The organism is Curtobacterium sp. MCSS17_016 (genome assembly GCF_003234255.2).
GTDB lineage: Bacteria > Actinomycetota > Actinomycetes > Actinomycetales > Microbacteriaceae > Curtobacterium > Curtobacterium flaccumfaciens.
Window position 1 is genome coordinate 799,027 of the sequence record NZ_CP126254.1, and the last position, 13,595, is coordinate 812,621.

17 protein-coding genes and 1 tRNA gene are annotated in these 13,595 nt (G+C 71.2%); 8 read left to right on the plus strand and 10 right to left on the minus strand.

Translation table 11 applies throughout. The annotated features are described in order from the left end of the window. Nucleotides 1–22 precede the first annotated feature (22 nt). Complete coding sequence (locus tag DEJ19_RS03925) at nucleotides 23–1,378, plus strand: ABC-F family ATP-binding cassette domain-containing protein (protein ID WP_411913892.1); 1,356 nt, start codon at nucleotides 23–25, stop codon at nucleotides 1,376–1,378. Nucleotides 1,379–1,384: 6 nt separating this feature from the next. On the opposite strand, the gene DEJ19_RS03930 is transcribed toward DEJ19_RS03925, so the two are convergent. Further along, nucleotides 1,385–1,861 (minus strand): VOC family protein, encoded by a 477-nt coding sequence (locus tag DEJ19_RS03930; protein WP_111234069.1) that lies wholly within the window; start codon nucleotides 1,859–1,861, stop codon nucleotides 1,385–1,387. A 47-nt stretch (nucleotides 1,862–1,908) separates the two neighbouring features. Then, nucleotides 1,909–2,403 carry a MarR family winged helix-turn-helix transcriptional regulator gene (locus tag DEJ19_RS03935; RefSeq protein ID WP_027465090.1) on the minus strand — a complete coding sequence of 165 codons (495 nt, stop codon included), beginning with the start codon at nucleotides 2,401–2,403 and terminating at the stop codon, nucleotides 1,909–1,911. Between the two features lie 79 nt (nucleotides 2,404–2,482). Between DEJ19_RS03935 and DEJ19_RS03940 the strand changes: the two genes are divergently transcribed. From DEJ19_RS03940 to DEJ19_RS03960, 5 genes are all read left to right on the plus strand, one after another. Continuing rightward, nucleotides 2,483–2,554 (plus strand) — tRNA-Gln (locus DEJ19_RS03940). 180 nt (nucleotides 2,555–2,734) lie between these two features. Then, nucleotides 2,735–3,346: a nucleotidyltransferase family protein gene (locus DEJ19_RS03945; protein ID WP_181437931.1), complete on the plus strand. Its 612-nt coding sequence runs from the start codon at nucleotides 2,735–2,737 to the stop codon at nucleotides 3,344–3,346. Next, nucleotides 3,343–3,771, plus strand: a complete 429-nt coding sequence (locus DEJ19_RS03950; protein WP_146250719.1) for a hypothetical protein — start codon at nucleotides 3,343–3,345, stop codon at nucleotides 3,769–3,771. Before DEJ19_RS03945 ends, DEJ19_RS03950 begins: the two co-directional genes overlap by 4 nt. Nucleotides 3,772–3,883: 112 nt before the next feature. After that, nucleotides 3,884–5,155, plus strand: a complete 1,272-nt coding sequence (locus DEJ19_RS03955) for an FAD-dependent monooxygenase (protein WP_111234067.1) — start codon at nucleotides 3,884–3,886, stop codon at nucleotides 5,153–5,155. Continuing rightward, complete coding sequence (locus DEJ19_RS03960; protein WP_220035343.1) at nucleotides 5,152–5,610, plus strand: MarR family winged helix-turn-helix transcriptional regulator; 459 nt, start codon at nucleotides 5,152–5,154, stop codon at nucleotides 5,608–5,610. The genes DEJ19_RS03955 and DEJ19_RS03960 overlap by 4 nt, the downstream gene beginning before the upstream one ends. Nucleotides 5,611–5,635: 25 nt before the next feature. Here the strand turns inward: DEJ19_RS03960 and DEJ19_RS03965 are convergent, their stop codons facing one another. From DEJ19_RS03965 to DEJ19_RS03980, 4 genes are all read right to left on the minus strand, one after another. Then, complete coding sequence (locus DEJ19_RS03965) at nucleotides 5,636–7,102, minus strand: SDR family NAD(P)-dependent oxidoreductase (RefSeq protein ID WP_111234066.1); 1,467 nt, start codon at nucleotides 7,100–7,102, stop codon at nucleotides 5,636–5,638. A 30-nt stretch (nucleotides 7,103–7,132) separates the two neighbouring features. Further along, complete coding sequence (locus DEJ19_RS03970; protein WP_258377470.1) at nucleotides 7,133–7,579, minus strand: GNAT family N-acetyltransferase; 447 nt, start codon at nucleotides 7,577–7,579, stop codon at nucleotides 7,133–7,135. Nucleotides 7,580–7,649: 70 nt separating this feature from the next. Then, nucleotides 7,650–8,627 carry an SDR family NAD(P)-dependent oxidoreductase gene (locus DEJ19_RS03975; RefSeq protein WP_111234064.1) on the minus strand — a complete coding sequence of 326 codons (978 nt, stop codon included), beginning with the start codon at nucleotides 8,625–8,627 and terminating at the stop codon, nucleotides 7,650–7,652. Then, the gene (locus DEJ19_RS03980) at nucleotides 8,624–9,598 is read right to left on the minus strand and encodes an alpha/beta hydrolase family protein (RefSeq protein ID WP_111234063.1); all 975 of its coding nucleotides are present in this window, start codon (nucleotides 9,596–9,598) and stop codon (nucleotides 8,624–8,626) included. Before DEJ19_RS03980 ends, DEJ19_RS03975 begins: the two co-directional genes overlap by 4 nt. 153 nt (nucleotides 9,599–9,751) lie before the next feature. On the opposite strand from DEJ19_RS03980, the gene DEJ19_RS03985 reads away from it, so the two are divergent. Together DEJ19_RS03985 and DEJ19_RS03990 are read left to right on the plus strand one after the other, a co-directional pair. After that, entirely contained in the window at nucleotides 9,752–10,354 is a 603-nt protein-coding gene (locus tag DEJ19_RS03985; protein ID WP_110864374.1) for a TetR/AcrR family transcriptional regulator, read from the plus strand. A gap of 155 nt (nucleotides 10,355–10,509) precedes the next feature. Beyond that, nucleotides 10,510–10,803, plus strand: a complete 294-nt coding sequence (locus DEJ19_RS03990; RefSeq protein ID WP_111033864.1) for a hypothetical protein — start codon at nucleotides 10,510–10,512, stop codon at nucleotides 10,801–10,803. 8 nt (nucleotides 10,804–10,811) lie between these two features. On the opposite strand, the gene DEJ19_RS03995 is transcribed toward DEJ19_RS03990, so the two are convergent. The 4 genes from DEJ19_RS03995 to DEJ19_RS04010 all read right to left on the minus strand — a co-directional run bounded on the left by DEJ19_RS03995 (nucleotide 10,812) and on the right by DEJ19_RS04010 (nucleotide 13,589). Further along, nucleotides 10,812–11,003 (minus strand): hypothetical protein, encoded by a 192-nt coding sequence (locus DEJ19_RS03995; RefSeq protein WP_146243421.1) that lies wholly within the window; start codon nucleotides 11,001–11,003, stop codon nucleotides 10,812–10,814. After that, on the minus strand, nucleotides 11,000–12,022 hold the full coding sequence (locus DEJ19_RS04000; protein ID WP_181441619.1) for an arsenic resistance protein: 1,023 nt from the start codon (nucleotides 12,020–12,022) through the stop codon (nucleotides 11,000–11,002). Before DEJ19_RS04000 ends, DEJ19_RS03995 begins: the two co-directional genes overlap by 4 nt. Next, nucleotides 12,022–13,149 (minus strand): NAD(P)/FAD-dependent oxidoreductase, encoded by a 1,128-nt coding sequence (locus DEJ19_RS04005; RefSeq protein ID WP_181441618.1) that lies wholly within the window; start codon nucleotides 13,147–13,149, stop codon nucleotides 12,022–12,024. The genes DEJ19_RS04000 and DEJ19_RS04005 overlap by 1 nt, the downstream gene beginning before the upstream one ends. Nucleotides 13,150–13,256: 107 nt before the next feature. Continuing rightward, nucleotides 13,257–13,589, minus strand: coding sequence for a hypothetical protein (locus DEJ19_RS04010; protein WP_146243422.1), 333 nt, complete (start codon nucleotides 13,587–13,589; stop codon nucleotides 13,257–13,259). Nucleotides 13,590–13,595: the final 6 nt, after the last annotated feature.

Consider the following 13,595-nt stretch of genomic DNA (forward strand, 5'->3'; position numbering starts at 1 on the left):
CATCGAGTGGCTCGCCGGGCACATCAACCGCCGCTGGTCGTCGAACCAGGGCGGCATGGTCGTCGTGACGCACGACCGGTGGTTCCTCGACGCCGTGTCGACCGACACGTGGGAGGTCCACGACGGCGTCGTCGACCCCTTCGAAGGTGGCTACGCCGCGTACATCCTGCAGCGCGTCGAGCGTGACCGGCAGGCCGCCACGATCGAGCAGCGCCGGCAGAACCTGGCCCGCAAGGAGCTCGCGTGGCTCCGCCGCGGTGCCCCGGCCCGCACGAGCAAGCCGAAGTTCCGCATCGACGCGGCGAACGCCCTGATCGACGACGTCCCGCCGATCCGCGACACGGTCGCGCTGTCCCGGACGGCGACCGCGCGCCTCGGCAAGGACGTCGTCGACCTGCTCGACGTGAGCGTCTCGTTCGACGGCACGCAGATCCTCGACCGCATCGAGTGGCGCATCGCACCGGGGGAGCGGACCGGCATCCTCGGCCCGAACGGCGCCGGCAAGTCCACGCTGCTCAACCTGGTCTCCGGCCGGCTGCAGCCGACGAGCGGGCGGGTGAAGACCGGCAAGACGGTGCAGGTCGCGGTGCTCGACCAGCAGCTCGCCGACCTGCAGCAGTTCGCAGACGACCGCGTGCGCGAGGTCGTGGCCCGCAAGAAGACGAGCTACGTCGCCGACGGCAAGGAGATGACGCCGTCGCAGCTGCTCGAGCGGCTCGGTTTCACCTCGGAGCAGCTCTCCACGCCGGTCAAGGACCTGTCCGGTGGGCAGAAGCGGCGCCTGCAGCTCATGCTCATCCTGCTCGACGAGCCGAACGTGCTCATCCTCGACGAGCCCACCAACGACCTCGACACCGACATGCTCGCCGCCATGGAGGACCTGCTCGACACCTGGCCCGGCACCCTGCTGGTCGTCAGCCACGACCGGTACCTGCTCGAGCGCGTCACCGACCAGCAGTACGCCGTGCTCGGCGGGCACCTGCGCCACCTGCCCGGCGGCGTCGACGAGTACATGCGTCTGCGCGAGGCCGGCACCGGTGGCGGGACCGCCTCTGCGGCTGCCGCCGCATCTGCCGGGAGGCCCGACACCGTCGGCGGGACCGGTTCGGCCGGTGCCGTGGCCGGGTCCACGGCCGCTGGTGCGTCCGCCCTGTCGGGAGCGGACCGGCGGACGGCTGAGAAGGAGATGTCGGCGCTCGACCGGAAGATCGCGAAGGTCGGCGCGGACCGCAAGAAGCTGCTCGACCAGTTCGCGACGCACGACCAGTCCGACTACGCCGGGCTCGGCGAACTGCAGGCGAAGCTCGGTGCGCTCGAGGCCGAAGTCGAGCAGCTCGAGGAGCGCTGGCTCGAGGTCGCGGAGTTGCTCGGGGTCTGAGGCGGTCTAGTCGACGGACGCGGGGTCGACCGCATCCTGGCCGCTGTCCGTCGGCGTGGCGTCCTCGGGGGCTCCACCGCCGGGGTTCGCCACGACCTCCCACAGGTGCCCGTCCGGGTCCTGGAAGAAGCCGGACCACATGCCCCACGGGCGCGTGTACGGCGGTTCCGGCATCGTGGCACCCGCTGCCTGCGCCCGCTCGAGGAACGCCTCGGCCTCGGCCTGACTGCTCGTGAAGTGCCCGATCGTGCTGCTCGGTGCCGCGGCCAGCGGCACGCCGGAGTCCTTCGCCATGTCGTCCCGGCCGTAGACGCTGACGATCAGGCCGTCGTCGAGGGTGAACATCGCCGTGGTGCCGCCGGCCTGCGTCTCGGTGGCGGGGTACTCGGTGCCGATCACCCCGCTGCCCTCGATGCCGAGCAGGGCGCGGTAGAAATCGGCCGATCGAGCGACGTCGGCGACGGCGAGGGTGATGGCGTGCATGCGCCGCACGCTACGCCGGGGCCGCTCGGCCCGTGCCACGCCTTCGGTCAGTCCCCGAGACCCAGGATGAGCCGGCGGAGCAGCCCGGCCAACTGGCCCTGCTCGTCGGCGGAGACCCCGGACAGGATGTCGCGCTCGGCGGCCAGCAGGTCCGCGATCGCCGCGTCCACCGCCACCCGGCCCTTGCCCGTCAGCGAGACGAGGATGCCGCGGCCGTCCTTCGGGTCGGTCCGTCGCCCCACGAAGCCGCGGGCCGCAAGACGGTCCACGCGGTTCGTCATCGTGCCGCTCGACACCAGGGTCTGCTGCAGCAGGGTCTTCGGGCTCAGCTCGTACGGCTCACCTGCGCGCCGCAGGGCCGACAGGACGTCGAACTCCCACGGCTCCATGTCGCTCGCGTCGAACGCGGTCCGTCTGGCACGGTCCAGGTGCCGGGCGAGCCGGTCCACGCGGGACAGCACCTCGAGCGGGCCGAAGTCGAGGTCGGCACGCTCACGACCCCACGCCGCGACGATGCGATCGACCTCGTCCTCATGCGGCATCCCACCATCTTGGCCGAACCCGGAGCGGACAGCCAGCCTCGTCGGTCGTGGGAGGATGGAGGAGCACCTCCGGGTGCGTTCCGCCTTGGTGTAATGGCAGCACGACGGCCTTTGGTGCCGTTAGGTCCGGGTTCGAATCCTGGAGGCGGAGCAACTCCGCGCTGACCGGTCGCATCTTCGCTGCTCAATTCGAGCGACCCGACCGCAGGGGCGAGTGCGCTGCATCTGTCCGGGGATTGCCCGGAAGTGGTTCCTTCTGGTTGCTTCCCATCACTATAGTGATGTACGCGTCACTATAGTGATGCTGGATGACCGAGGTGAGGAGGGTGTCGTGCAGCTGCAGAGCCCGTTCGCGGCGTTGTCGAGCGGCCTCGATGGTGACGTTCTGATGGTGCTGAGCGGCCTGTCGGACCGACCCTTCACGGTGTCCGCGGTCCAGCGGCTCGTGCCCGGAGGCCGTTCGCGAAACGGCGTGAAGAAGGTGCTTGACCGTCTGACGGAGCAGGGCATCGTTGTGTTCGACGACATCGGCGGCGTGAGCACGTACGCGCTCAACCGAGACCATCTCCTCGCGTCGGCGGTCCTCGAGGTCGCCGGAGCTCGTACCCGCTTCCTCGACAGGGTCCGCGGGGAGATCGCATCGATGCCGGTCCGCTATGCAGCGTTGTTCGGCTCGGCCGCGCGAGGTGCGATGCGACCGGACAGCGACATCGATCTGTTCTTCGCCGTGGACGCCGTTTCGCGGACGGATGCTGAGGACCGCATCTACGACCTCACCATTGCCGTTCACCGGTGGACCGGCAACCAGGTGAACCCCATCGTGTACGACGTCTCGGGGGTCGGCCCCGATGACCCGCTCATCGGTTCCATCGCGAGTGAGGGTATTCCCCTCGTGGAAGACCGCCGATGGCTCCAAGCCCACCTCAGGAAGGCCGCACGTTGACTCCACCGAAACTGCCGTCGACCACTGACGGCGACAACGCTTTCATGCGCGGTCGGCTCGAGAAGGCCAAGGGCTTCCTCGAGTCAGCCGAGACGCTGTTCGAGCTCGGTGCCGAGGACGGGATCCTGGTTCCGACGTCCCCTCATGCCGACTCCTTCGTCGACCTGTGCGTCGATGCAGGGAACGCCGCGGCAGACGCCATCTGCATCGGCAAGACCGGAAGGTACAGCAGTGGGGCGAGCCACAACGACGGCGTCTCGATCCTGCAGGATGCGACAGACCGGCCAACCGCGAAGCACCTCGAGACGCTCGTTCGGGTCAAGAACAAGGCGGCCTACAGTGCCAGGTCAGTAGACGCATCGGACATCCACAATGCCGGTGCGGCCGCCCGCGCACTCGTTGCCGTCGCGGAGGATCTGGTCTGACAGCTCACCGATCGACGCGGACCCGAAAGCGTCTTCTCTGTGGAGTGTTATCGCTGTGAAGGTATAGTGCTCGTGGGGCGGCACTCTCCGCCCCACGAGCAGAGGACCACCCATGGCGACCACGCCGCACCACCGCCCACGCGTCCTGATCACCGGCGCGAGCATCGCGGGCCCCGCGCTGGCGTGGGGACTCGACCGATCGGGCTTCGATGTCACGCTGCTCGAGCGGTCGCCGGAGCAGCGGACCACCGGCCAGAACATCGACGTCCGGGGACTCGGGCGCGAGGTCCTCGAGCGCATGGGCCTCCGCGACACGGTGATGCAGCACCTCACCGGCGAAGCGGGCACACGGTACGTGGACGAGCACGGCACCCCGTACGCCACGTTTCCGAAGACCGAGGGCCAGGACGGTCCGACTGCCGAGATCGAGATCCTGCGGGGCACGTTCGCCGGGATCCTCGTGGACGCCCTGCCGGACTCGATCGACCGCCGCTACGGCGACTTCATCACCGGGGCGGAGCAGGACGATGCCGGGGTGAGCGTCCGCTACGACAGTGGCGCTCCGGAGCGGTTCGACCTGGTCGTCGTCGCCGAGGGCCGCAGCTCGCGCACCCGTCGGATCCTGTTCGCCGACGAGACGGAGTACCGCGACCACGGCGTCAGCATCGCCTACGGCACGCTCGACCGGATCGGCAGCGACACCGACCACTGGGACTGGTACACGGCGCCGCGTGGACGTGTCGCGTCGATCCGGCCCGACAACGAGGGGACGATCCGGGCCAGTGTGTCCTTCGAGTCGGAGCCGATGGGCTTCGAGCAGCTCCCCGTCGACGTGCAGCTGCGGATCCTGCGCGAGCGCTTCCGGGGCGCAGGGTGGCAGACGGAGCGGATCCTCGACGGGTTCAGCGAGCGGTCCGACGAGTTCTACACGCAGCGGATGGAACAGGTCGTGGTGTCGCGATGGAGCAAGGGTCGGATCGCGCTGCTCGGTGACGCAGCCTGGGGCTCCGGGCCGACCGGCATGGGCACGACGCTGTCCCTGGTCGGCGCGCACATCCTGGCCGGGGAGCTCGCACGGACCATCGAGCCGGCCGCCGGCGCTGGTCACGGGTACTCGATCCCGGATGCCTTCGCGAGCTACGAGGAGATGCTCCGCGGGTACGCCGACAGCGCCCAGGGGCTTCCGCGCGGCGGTGCGCGCCTGCTGCACCCGTCGTCGAAGGCGGGCGTCCGCGCGGTGCGGGCGGCGCTCCGGGTGGCGTCGCTCGGTCCGGTCCGCGGCTTCGCCCAGAAGTACCTACTGACGAGCGAGAAGCACGTCCCCGTCCTGCCGCACTACCCGACACTGCAGGGGGCCCGGAAGGCGGCAGAATTGATCGCATGACCGACCTGCGCTCCCAGACCCTCGAGGCGCTCCGCCACTACGCCGTCCGGTACCAGGAGTCGGCGCTCCACTTCGCAGCATGGATGGAGCTGCCGACCTCGGACGGCGTCGCGCTGGGGGAGATCCTCTGGGCGGAGACCGAGGGCGAGCCGATGACGGGCACGCGGCTCGCCCGGCGGATCGGGATGACCTCGGGGGCGGCGAACGCGTTGGTCAACCGACTGGAGGAGCGTGGCTTGATCGTGCGGAGCCGCGAGAGCGCGGACCGTCGGGTCGTCACCCTCCGCGTCGCCGATCTCACCCGGGAACGCAGCAGTGGGTTCCTCGGGTCACGTGCCGCGGAGCTCGACGAGGCGATCGGTTCGTACGACGACGACACGTTGATGGTGGTGCGCGACTTCCTGCTCCGCTTCGCCGCGGTCCTGCCGCAGGAGACGGCTCCGTCGAAAAGCTGACTAAACCGGTCCGGTCAGCCGCTCGTCACCACGAACTCGGCGCGTAGTCCTTCAGGAAGACACCGAACACGTCCTCGCCCGCTTCGCCCCGGACGATCGGGTCGTAGACGCGGGCTGCCCCGTCGACCAGGTCGAGCGGCGCGTGGAAGCCCTCTTCGGCGAGCCGGACCTTCGTGGGGTGCGGCCGTTCGTCGGTGATCCACCCGGTGTCGACGCTCGTCATCAGGATGTTGTCGGTCTCGAACATCTCCTGCGCGCTCGTGCGGGTGAGCATGTTCACGGCGGCCTTCGCCATGTTCGTGTGCGGGTGACCCGGCCCCTTGTAGGCGCGGCCGAACACCCCCTCCATGGCGCTGACGTTCACCACGTAGGTGCGACGTCCTGTGCTCGCGGCCATCGCGGGGCGGAGCTTCGAGATGAGGATGAACGGCGCCGTGGTGTTGGCCAGCTGGACCTCGAGCATCTCGAGGGGGTCGACCTCGTCGACCTGCTGGGTCCACGAGTTCTCGTCGTGCAGGTCGGGGACCAGGCCGCCGGCGTCGATGGCGGTGCCCAGGGCGAGCCGTTCGAGCGAGCTCGATCCGGGCGCCATCGCCTGTTCGGTCAGCTCGTCGGCTCGGGCTGCGGCGGCCGCGAGGATCGGGTGCGCGGCCACCGAGCGGGCGAGCGCCAGCGGGTGCTGGTCGTTCGTGTGCCCGAAGGTCACGAGTTCGGGCAGCGGTCCGTCGGGCAGCGGCGCGAGTTCCGCGTCGACCAGCGGCTGGTAGGCCCCGGTCGACCGGCGCACGGTCTGCGTGGCGTTGTTGATCAGGATGTCGAGGGGGCCGGACGCGGCGACGTCCTCGGCGAGCCCGATCACCTGGGCGGGGTCACGCAGGTCGATGCCGACGACCTTCAGGCGGTCCATCCAGTCGGCGGAGTCGGGCAGGCTCGCGAACCGGCGCACCGCGTCGCGGGGGAACCGCGTGGTGATGGTGGTGTGGGCCCCGTCGCGCAGCAGCCGGAGGGCGATGTACATGCCGATCTTCGCGCGACCGCCCGTGAGCAACGCCCGCTTGCCGGTCAGGTCCGTCCGGGCGTCGCGCTTCGCGTGGCTCATGCGAGCGCACGCCGGGCAGAGCTGATGGTAGAACGCGTCGACGACCGTGTAGTGCTGCTTGCACATGTAGCAGGGCCGTGACTTCAGCAGCGTGCCCGCGGTCGTCGACGCGGTCGAGGCGCTGATCAGGACGCCGCGGGTCTCGTCATCGATCCGGTCGGCGGCCCCGGTGGCGGTGGCGGCGATCACCCGGCGGTCGGCCTCGGCGATGACGCCGCGCTTCTCGAGACGGTGCGCACGCTTGACGGCCTTGAACATCTTCGCGGTGGCCTGGCGGACCCGGATGAAGTCCGGGTGCGTCTCGTCGATCGACGGCAGCTGCTCGAGCACCCGGAGCGCGACGGCCAGGTCGTCGGGGTCGATGCCGCTGGGTTCGGGGTGCTCGGAGCTCACACGCGATCCTACGTCGGGACCGGGCACCGGTCAGACGAGCTGCTGTTCCATGCACACGCTCGTCGGGTCGTCGACGTACGGGCCGAACCGGGGGATGTCCGCGTACCCGGCCTTCCGGTACAGCGCGATGGCCGCGGCCTGCGGCAGGCCGGTCTCGAGCCGGACGGTCCCGATGCCGACCGCGCGGGCCCGGTCGTGCAGGGCGTCGAGCAGCCGCGTCCCCACGCCGAGCCCACGCGCGGCATCGCTCACGAACATGCGCTTCACCTCGCCGGTGCCGTCGCCGGCGTCGACGAGCGCCACCGTGCCGAGGGCGGTGCCGTCCTCACGCGCCACCAGGAACGTGACGTCGGGCTGGTCCAGGTCGTCGACGTCGAGGGCGTGGTAGTTCTCGGCCGGGTAGAGGCTCAGTCCGTAGTCGTCGCCCTGCTGCAGCAGGTGCAGGACGTCGTCCTGCCGGGGGCTCTCGATCCGCACGCTCAGCACCGTCACACAGTAGCGAGGACAACGCCGACACTGAGCAGACGAGGCCCCCGGCTGACCACGATCAGGCCAGGAGCCCCTCGCTGACCTCCCACAGCCGCCGGGCATCGTCTGCGTCGAGCATCGCCGAGTTCGCGTCCGACGGGATGCGGTCCGCGGTCAGGGGCAGGACCCGGTCGTCGATCACGGCGACGTCGCTGTCCTTGAGGTAGACCCCGCCGACGCCGTCGAGCAGCGGGCTCGCGGCACCGAACACGAGCGTCGCGGCGCCCTGCTCGACGGTCTTCTTGCCGACCTCGGGGTCGATGAGGGTCTCCCCGTGGTCGTCCACCAGTCCCTGCTCGCGGTACGAAGCGATCTGCGAAGCGTCGTGCGGGCCGGGTCCGATGATGACGCCCGGGTGCGCGGCGAAGGCGCGGATGCCCTGGTCGGCGTACCGCCGGTCGAGCTCCACCGTGAACAGGACGTTGGCGCGCTTCGACTGGCCGTACGCGGTGACCGGGTCGTACCCGTGGGCGAACGTCAGGTCGTCCCACCGGATCTGCCCGAACCGCGCCGCACCGGAGGTGACGGTCAGGACCCGCGCACCACGGGCCTCCAGGAGGGCGGGCAGGAGCGCCCGCGTGAGCTGGAAGTGCCCGAGGTGCGTCGTCGAGAACGCCAGTTCGTTGCCGCGGCCGTCGAGTCGGCGGTCCGGGGTGAAGAGCATCGCGGCACTGTTCACGAGCATGTGCAGCGGGCGGCCGGAGGCCGACCAGCGCGCGGCGAAGGCGTCGACCGACGACGGGTCGGTGAGGTCGAGGGCCTCGACGTGGATGCCCGGGATGCCCGCGACGGCGGCTGATGCACGGTCGACGTCACGGGAGGCGACGGTGACGTCGGCGCCGGCCGCCGCGAGGGCGCGGCTGGTCTCGCGGCCGAGGCGGCTGTGTCCGCCGGTCACGACGACGTTCCGCCCGGTCAGGTCGACGCCGCGCAGGACGTCGGCGGCGGTCGACGCGGCGGTGAAGCCGCTGGGCAGGGGGTGCTGGTGGGTGATCACGAGTGGTATTCCTTCGATTCGATGTGGCCGACGGCGGCAGCAGGGCTGGCCGCGACGGCGGCAGCAGGGCTGGCCGCGTCGGCGGTGGCGGGGCCGACGGCGTCGGCGATCGCCGACCACGCGTCGGGGTCGAGGCCGAGCTCGGTCCGGAGGAACGCCGTCGTGGTGTGGCGGACGAGGTCCACACGCTCGGGGCTCTCGTCCGTGGTGGCGGTCGACTCGTAGTCCTGGATCCCGCCGAGCAGGTGCTCCCCGCCGTGGACGGTCACCAGGTGCCGCGCGCCGGGGCTCAGGTGGTAGACGTCGGTGAACCAGTCCGGGCCTCGCGTCGAGAGCTGGGACTGGTCGTGGTCGCCGGCGACGACGAGCGACGGGGTGAGCAGCTGGCTGAAGTCGGGGCTCATGAACGCGAAGTGCTCCTGCGCGAACGGCACGAGGTCGCCTCGCGCGATCCCGGTGGTGGACAGCAGGACCCCGGCGCGCACGCGGTGGTCGGTGCGGTCCTCGCCCGGCCGCCCGTCGGTGTCCAGGACGCGTGCCCCGAGCAGCATGCCCACGGACTGTCCGCCCCACGAGTGTCCGACCGCGGCGATGCGCGCGGTGTCGACGCGCCCGCTCAGACCGGGGACCGCGTCGATGAGCTGGTCGAGGTCGTCGAGCACCCGCTCGAGATCGTCGACCCGCGTCTGCCAGATGGTCGGGTAGCGCGGGTCCTCGAGCGTCAGCCCGTAGGCCTTCGCGTCGAGGAACGTCGGCTGGACGACGACGAAGCCGTTCGCGGTCCAGTGGTCGACCAGGGGGTCGCCGCCGGTCATGGACTGGCCGAAGCCGTGGGCGAAGACGATGACGGGCAGGTCGGTGCCGGTCGTCGGTGCGGTGATCCGGACCTCGAGGTCCTGACCGCGCGAGGGTGCGGGAAGCGTGACGGGGCGCACGCTGATGACCTGCGGTCGAGGTGCTGTGGGTGCCATGTGGGCCTTTCCGGGATGCGGTGTCGCCCGTGTCGGAGCGATCGTCGTCCGAAACGGAGCGACGTTCCGGGACGATACGGAACAACGATCCGGATTGCAAGAGGAAGCGGAGCGCTGTTCCGCATCGCGTCGGTGTCGTGCGATGATCGACACATGAGCACCCCGTCGCCCGACCCCGCGCCGCGTCGCCGTCGCGACGTCGAGCGCAACGAGCGCACGATCCTCGACGCCGCTGCCGCGGTCTTCACGGCCTCGGGCGTCGGCGCACCGGTGCGCGAGGTCGCCACCGCCGCGGGGGTCGGGGTCGGCACGCTCTACCGGCACTTCCCGACCCGTTCGGACCTGGTCGTTGCCGTCTACCGGCACCAGATCGAGGCCCTGGTCGACGCGGGGCCGGCGCTGCTCGGCTCGGAGCCGACGCCGTTCGCCGCCCTGCTGCGCTGGGTGCACCAGTTCGTCGACTTCCTCGGCACCAAGCACGGTCTGGCGCGCGTCTGGGAGGGCGACGCCGACGGCTTCACGGCGCTGCACACCCTGTTCGTCGACGAGCTCGTGCCCGTGCTCGGCCGGCTGCTCGACGCCGCGCGGGCGTCCGGCGAGGTGGCCGCGCCGACCCCGCCGTACCAGCTGCTCCGGGCCGTCGGCGACCTGGTGGCGTGGAGCCCCCAGGACCCCGACTACGACGTCCGGACGATCGTGACCCTCCTGGTCACCGGGCTGCGGCAGGCGCAGCCGACGGTGACCGACAGCGCGTAGCCGGCCACGTGCACTGGTCGCGACCGGCACCGGACTGGAGGCGCGGTGCGGGCCCGTCACGCGCCTCCCGTCCGGCATCGTGACCGTCTCGGGCCGCACCAGCGCCGTCGGGGCCGGTCCGGGCCCTACGATCGTCCCGACGAAGGGGGACCACCATGACGGAACTGGCGGACTGGGAGACCGAGGGGGCCAGGGCTCGTCCGGCTCGACCGGGTGACCACGAACCGGCGCCGGCCGCGCTGCGGGCCGTGACGATCATCGGGGTGTTGTTCCTGATCGCCGCGGGCTGCGTGTTCGTCGCGACGGCGTTCCTCCCCACGTCCGACGAGACGGCCGTGCCGGACAGCCTTCGACTGCTGATGGCGACGGTCGTGTCGGTCGGCATCGCCGTGGTCGGCGTGGTCGCCCTGCTGCTCCGACTCGTCGCCGGGGTGCTCGTCCGCCGCTGACGGCCGGCTCAGCGTCGGCCCGGCTCCGCGGGGTCGGACTCGGTGTCCCCGTGCTCCGGCAGCACGTCGACGTCGGTGACCGTGTACCCGAGCGGCACCTGGCCCAGCGCGAGCAGGAGCGCCGTCCGCCGGTCGTCGTGCTCGGTCTCGATCACCCGTCGCTCGGTCGGGACGACGACGAGTCGGACCCGGTGCGTCACGGGTGCCCCCATGCGGCGGTGCCGCGCAGGCGTCGCCCGGCGTGCTGACCACGTCGCCGACGCAGCAGCAGGTGGCGGACCGCGAGCAGGTGCGGGAACTCGACGAGCATGCCGACGACGATCGCCGTGGTGACCAGCGGCTGGTGGGGGAGTGCGGCGCTCGTCAGCCCGATCATCAGGGGTGCGTTGCGGGCCGCCGTCGTCATCGCGAGCAGCGCCGACCGCGGGTACGACAGGGCGGCGAGGCGTGACGCCCACTCGGCTGCGATGAACATCACGGCGAAGAAGACCACCGCGCACCCCAGCACGGCGACGAACACCGGCAGGTTCGCCAGCAGCAGCCCGATGTGCGAGGCGAAGAGCCCGGCGACCATCGCGCCCACGATCCAGGGGACCGCGCGGCCGGGCAGGGCGGCGGCGCGGGCTCGAGCGGCGTCCGGCAGGAGCGCGATCCCGAGGCGGATCACCACGGCGATCGCGGTGGGCAGGACGAACCACTGCAGCAGGGTGCCGATGGTGCCCACGACATCGATGCCGGCGTTGCCGCCCAGGACCGTGATCCACACCGGGAACAGCAGCAGCTGGGTGACCATGTTGATCGGCAGCATGGTCGCCCCCACGGCGGTGTCCCCGTCGCTCAGGCGGGTGAACGCCAGGAACCAGTCGGTGCAGGGCGCCAGGAAGTACAGCATCACGCCGAGCTGGACGGCCGGGTGTCCGGGCAGGGCCACGCGGGTGAGCAGGAACGCGACGAGCGGGGCGAGCAGGAAGTTCATGCTCCAGGCGATGCCGATGACCTTCCAGGCGTCGGGCGTCCGTGGCAGGCGGTGCAGGGGGACGTCGACGAACAGGGCGACGACCAGGGTGATCACCAACGCGTCCACCACCGAGCCCATCGCGTCGCCGGCCGAGGGTGAGGCGCCGCCGATCACCGACCCGACCAGGATGGCGCCGCCGACGATCGCGGGGGTGGCCCAGAGTCGTGCACCGGCGGGGCGGGCAGGCCGCTGTGCCGGCATCAGCACGCGCATTCGACACCACAGCAGCTCAGGTCGTCGGTGAGCATCCCGGCGTCGTCCCACTCCTGCAGGGCACTGAAGTCGCGTCCGGCCCGTTCGCCGATGACACGGGCGACGTGGGCGAACCGCTGCCGGAACTTGTACACGAAGCAGAACTGCAGCGCGCCGTGCCGGAGCGCGGTGCCGGCCAGGAACAGCCCGGGCGTGGTGGTCGACTCGTCGTCCTCGGTGAGCAGCGGCCAGCCGTCCGCGCGGGTGTCGAACAGTCTTGCGACCGGCCCGAGCCCCGGGCCGTACCCGGTGGCGAGGATCGGTGGCGCGTCCGCCACCAGGGCGGTCCGTCCGGCGACGCCGACGGTGAACCCGTCTCCGGACCGTTTGATGCCGGTGACCTGGCCGTCGTCGACCAGGGTGAAGCGTCCACTGGCCCGCGCGGCCGCGAGCCGTTGACGGGTCCGCGGGGCGAGGCGGAACGACGGGTCCGACCCGCTGCCGGCGTCCCAGGGGTGGGACGGGTCGACGACCGTCACCGTCGCCCCTTGTTCGACGTGGTGGCACGCCAGGTCGATGCCGGACTCGAAGCCCCCCACGACGACCACGTGGCCGGGCCGTGCGACCCAGGCGGCCTCGGCGGACGCGTGCACCCCGAGCGAGGTGCCCGCGCAACGGGGCAGGATCGGGTCGGAGAACTCGCCGCCGGCCCAGACCACGTTCCGGGTGATGACGGGGCCGCGGCTCGTGGTCACGCGGAAGCCGTCGTCGTCCGGCTCGATGCGCTCGACCTCGGTGTCGAGCAGGGTCGGCAGGTGGAAGGCCGCGACGACGCCCCGCAGGTACCGGGCGTACTCGGGCCCCGAGGGGTAGTCGGTCCCCAGGCTGTAGGCGGGTGAGGTGCGCGGGTGGACCGCGTTGAGGTCGGTGGCCCCGAACCCGTTGCCGGTGAAGGACGGCGTCAGGAACCGCTGGTGCTCCGGCCACCGACGGAACGTGTCTCCGACGACGCCGCGTTCGACGACGCCGAACAGCAGGCCGTCGACGGCGTGGAGTGCCAGGCCGGTGCCGACGCCGGCCGGTCCGGCTCCGACCACGAGGGCGTCGAGGGTCTCGGTGGGGTGTGGTGCTGGCATGGGGTCGGTCTTCCCAGCAGCTGCGGCTGCGTCGATGGAACGGCCACCGTGGTGTGGTCGCTGCACACCATCTTAGTGAGAACCGTTATCAACATGCCATTGCGGCATCAACCGACCGGCGTCGAGTACAGGACCGCCAGGGTCGCCACCAGTCCGACGACCACGATGCCGAGGTCGAGCAGGGCCAGGGTGACGAGTCGGGTGCGCTGCGGCCGGACGGCGGCCCGCACCACGACCATCGTCACGAACAACACGATGACGAGCACCAGCGCCGGCCAGCCGATCGCCGGCGCTCGGATCGCCATGAGGACCATCACCGCGGCGACGATCACGGCCGTGACGGCTCCCCACAGGAGCCAGTTCGAGCCCGACGCCGTCCGGAGTGCGGGCTGGTCGCCGACGCGGGTGGGATCGGGGCGGCGGGGCTGTTCGTCGGACACGAGCCG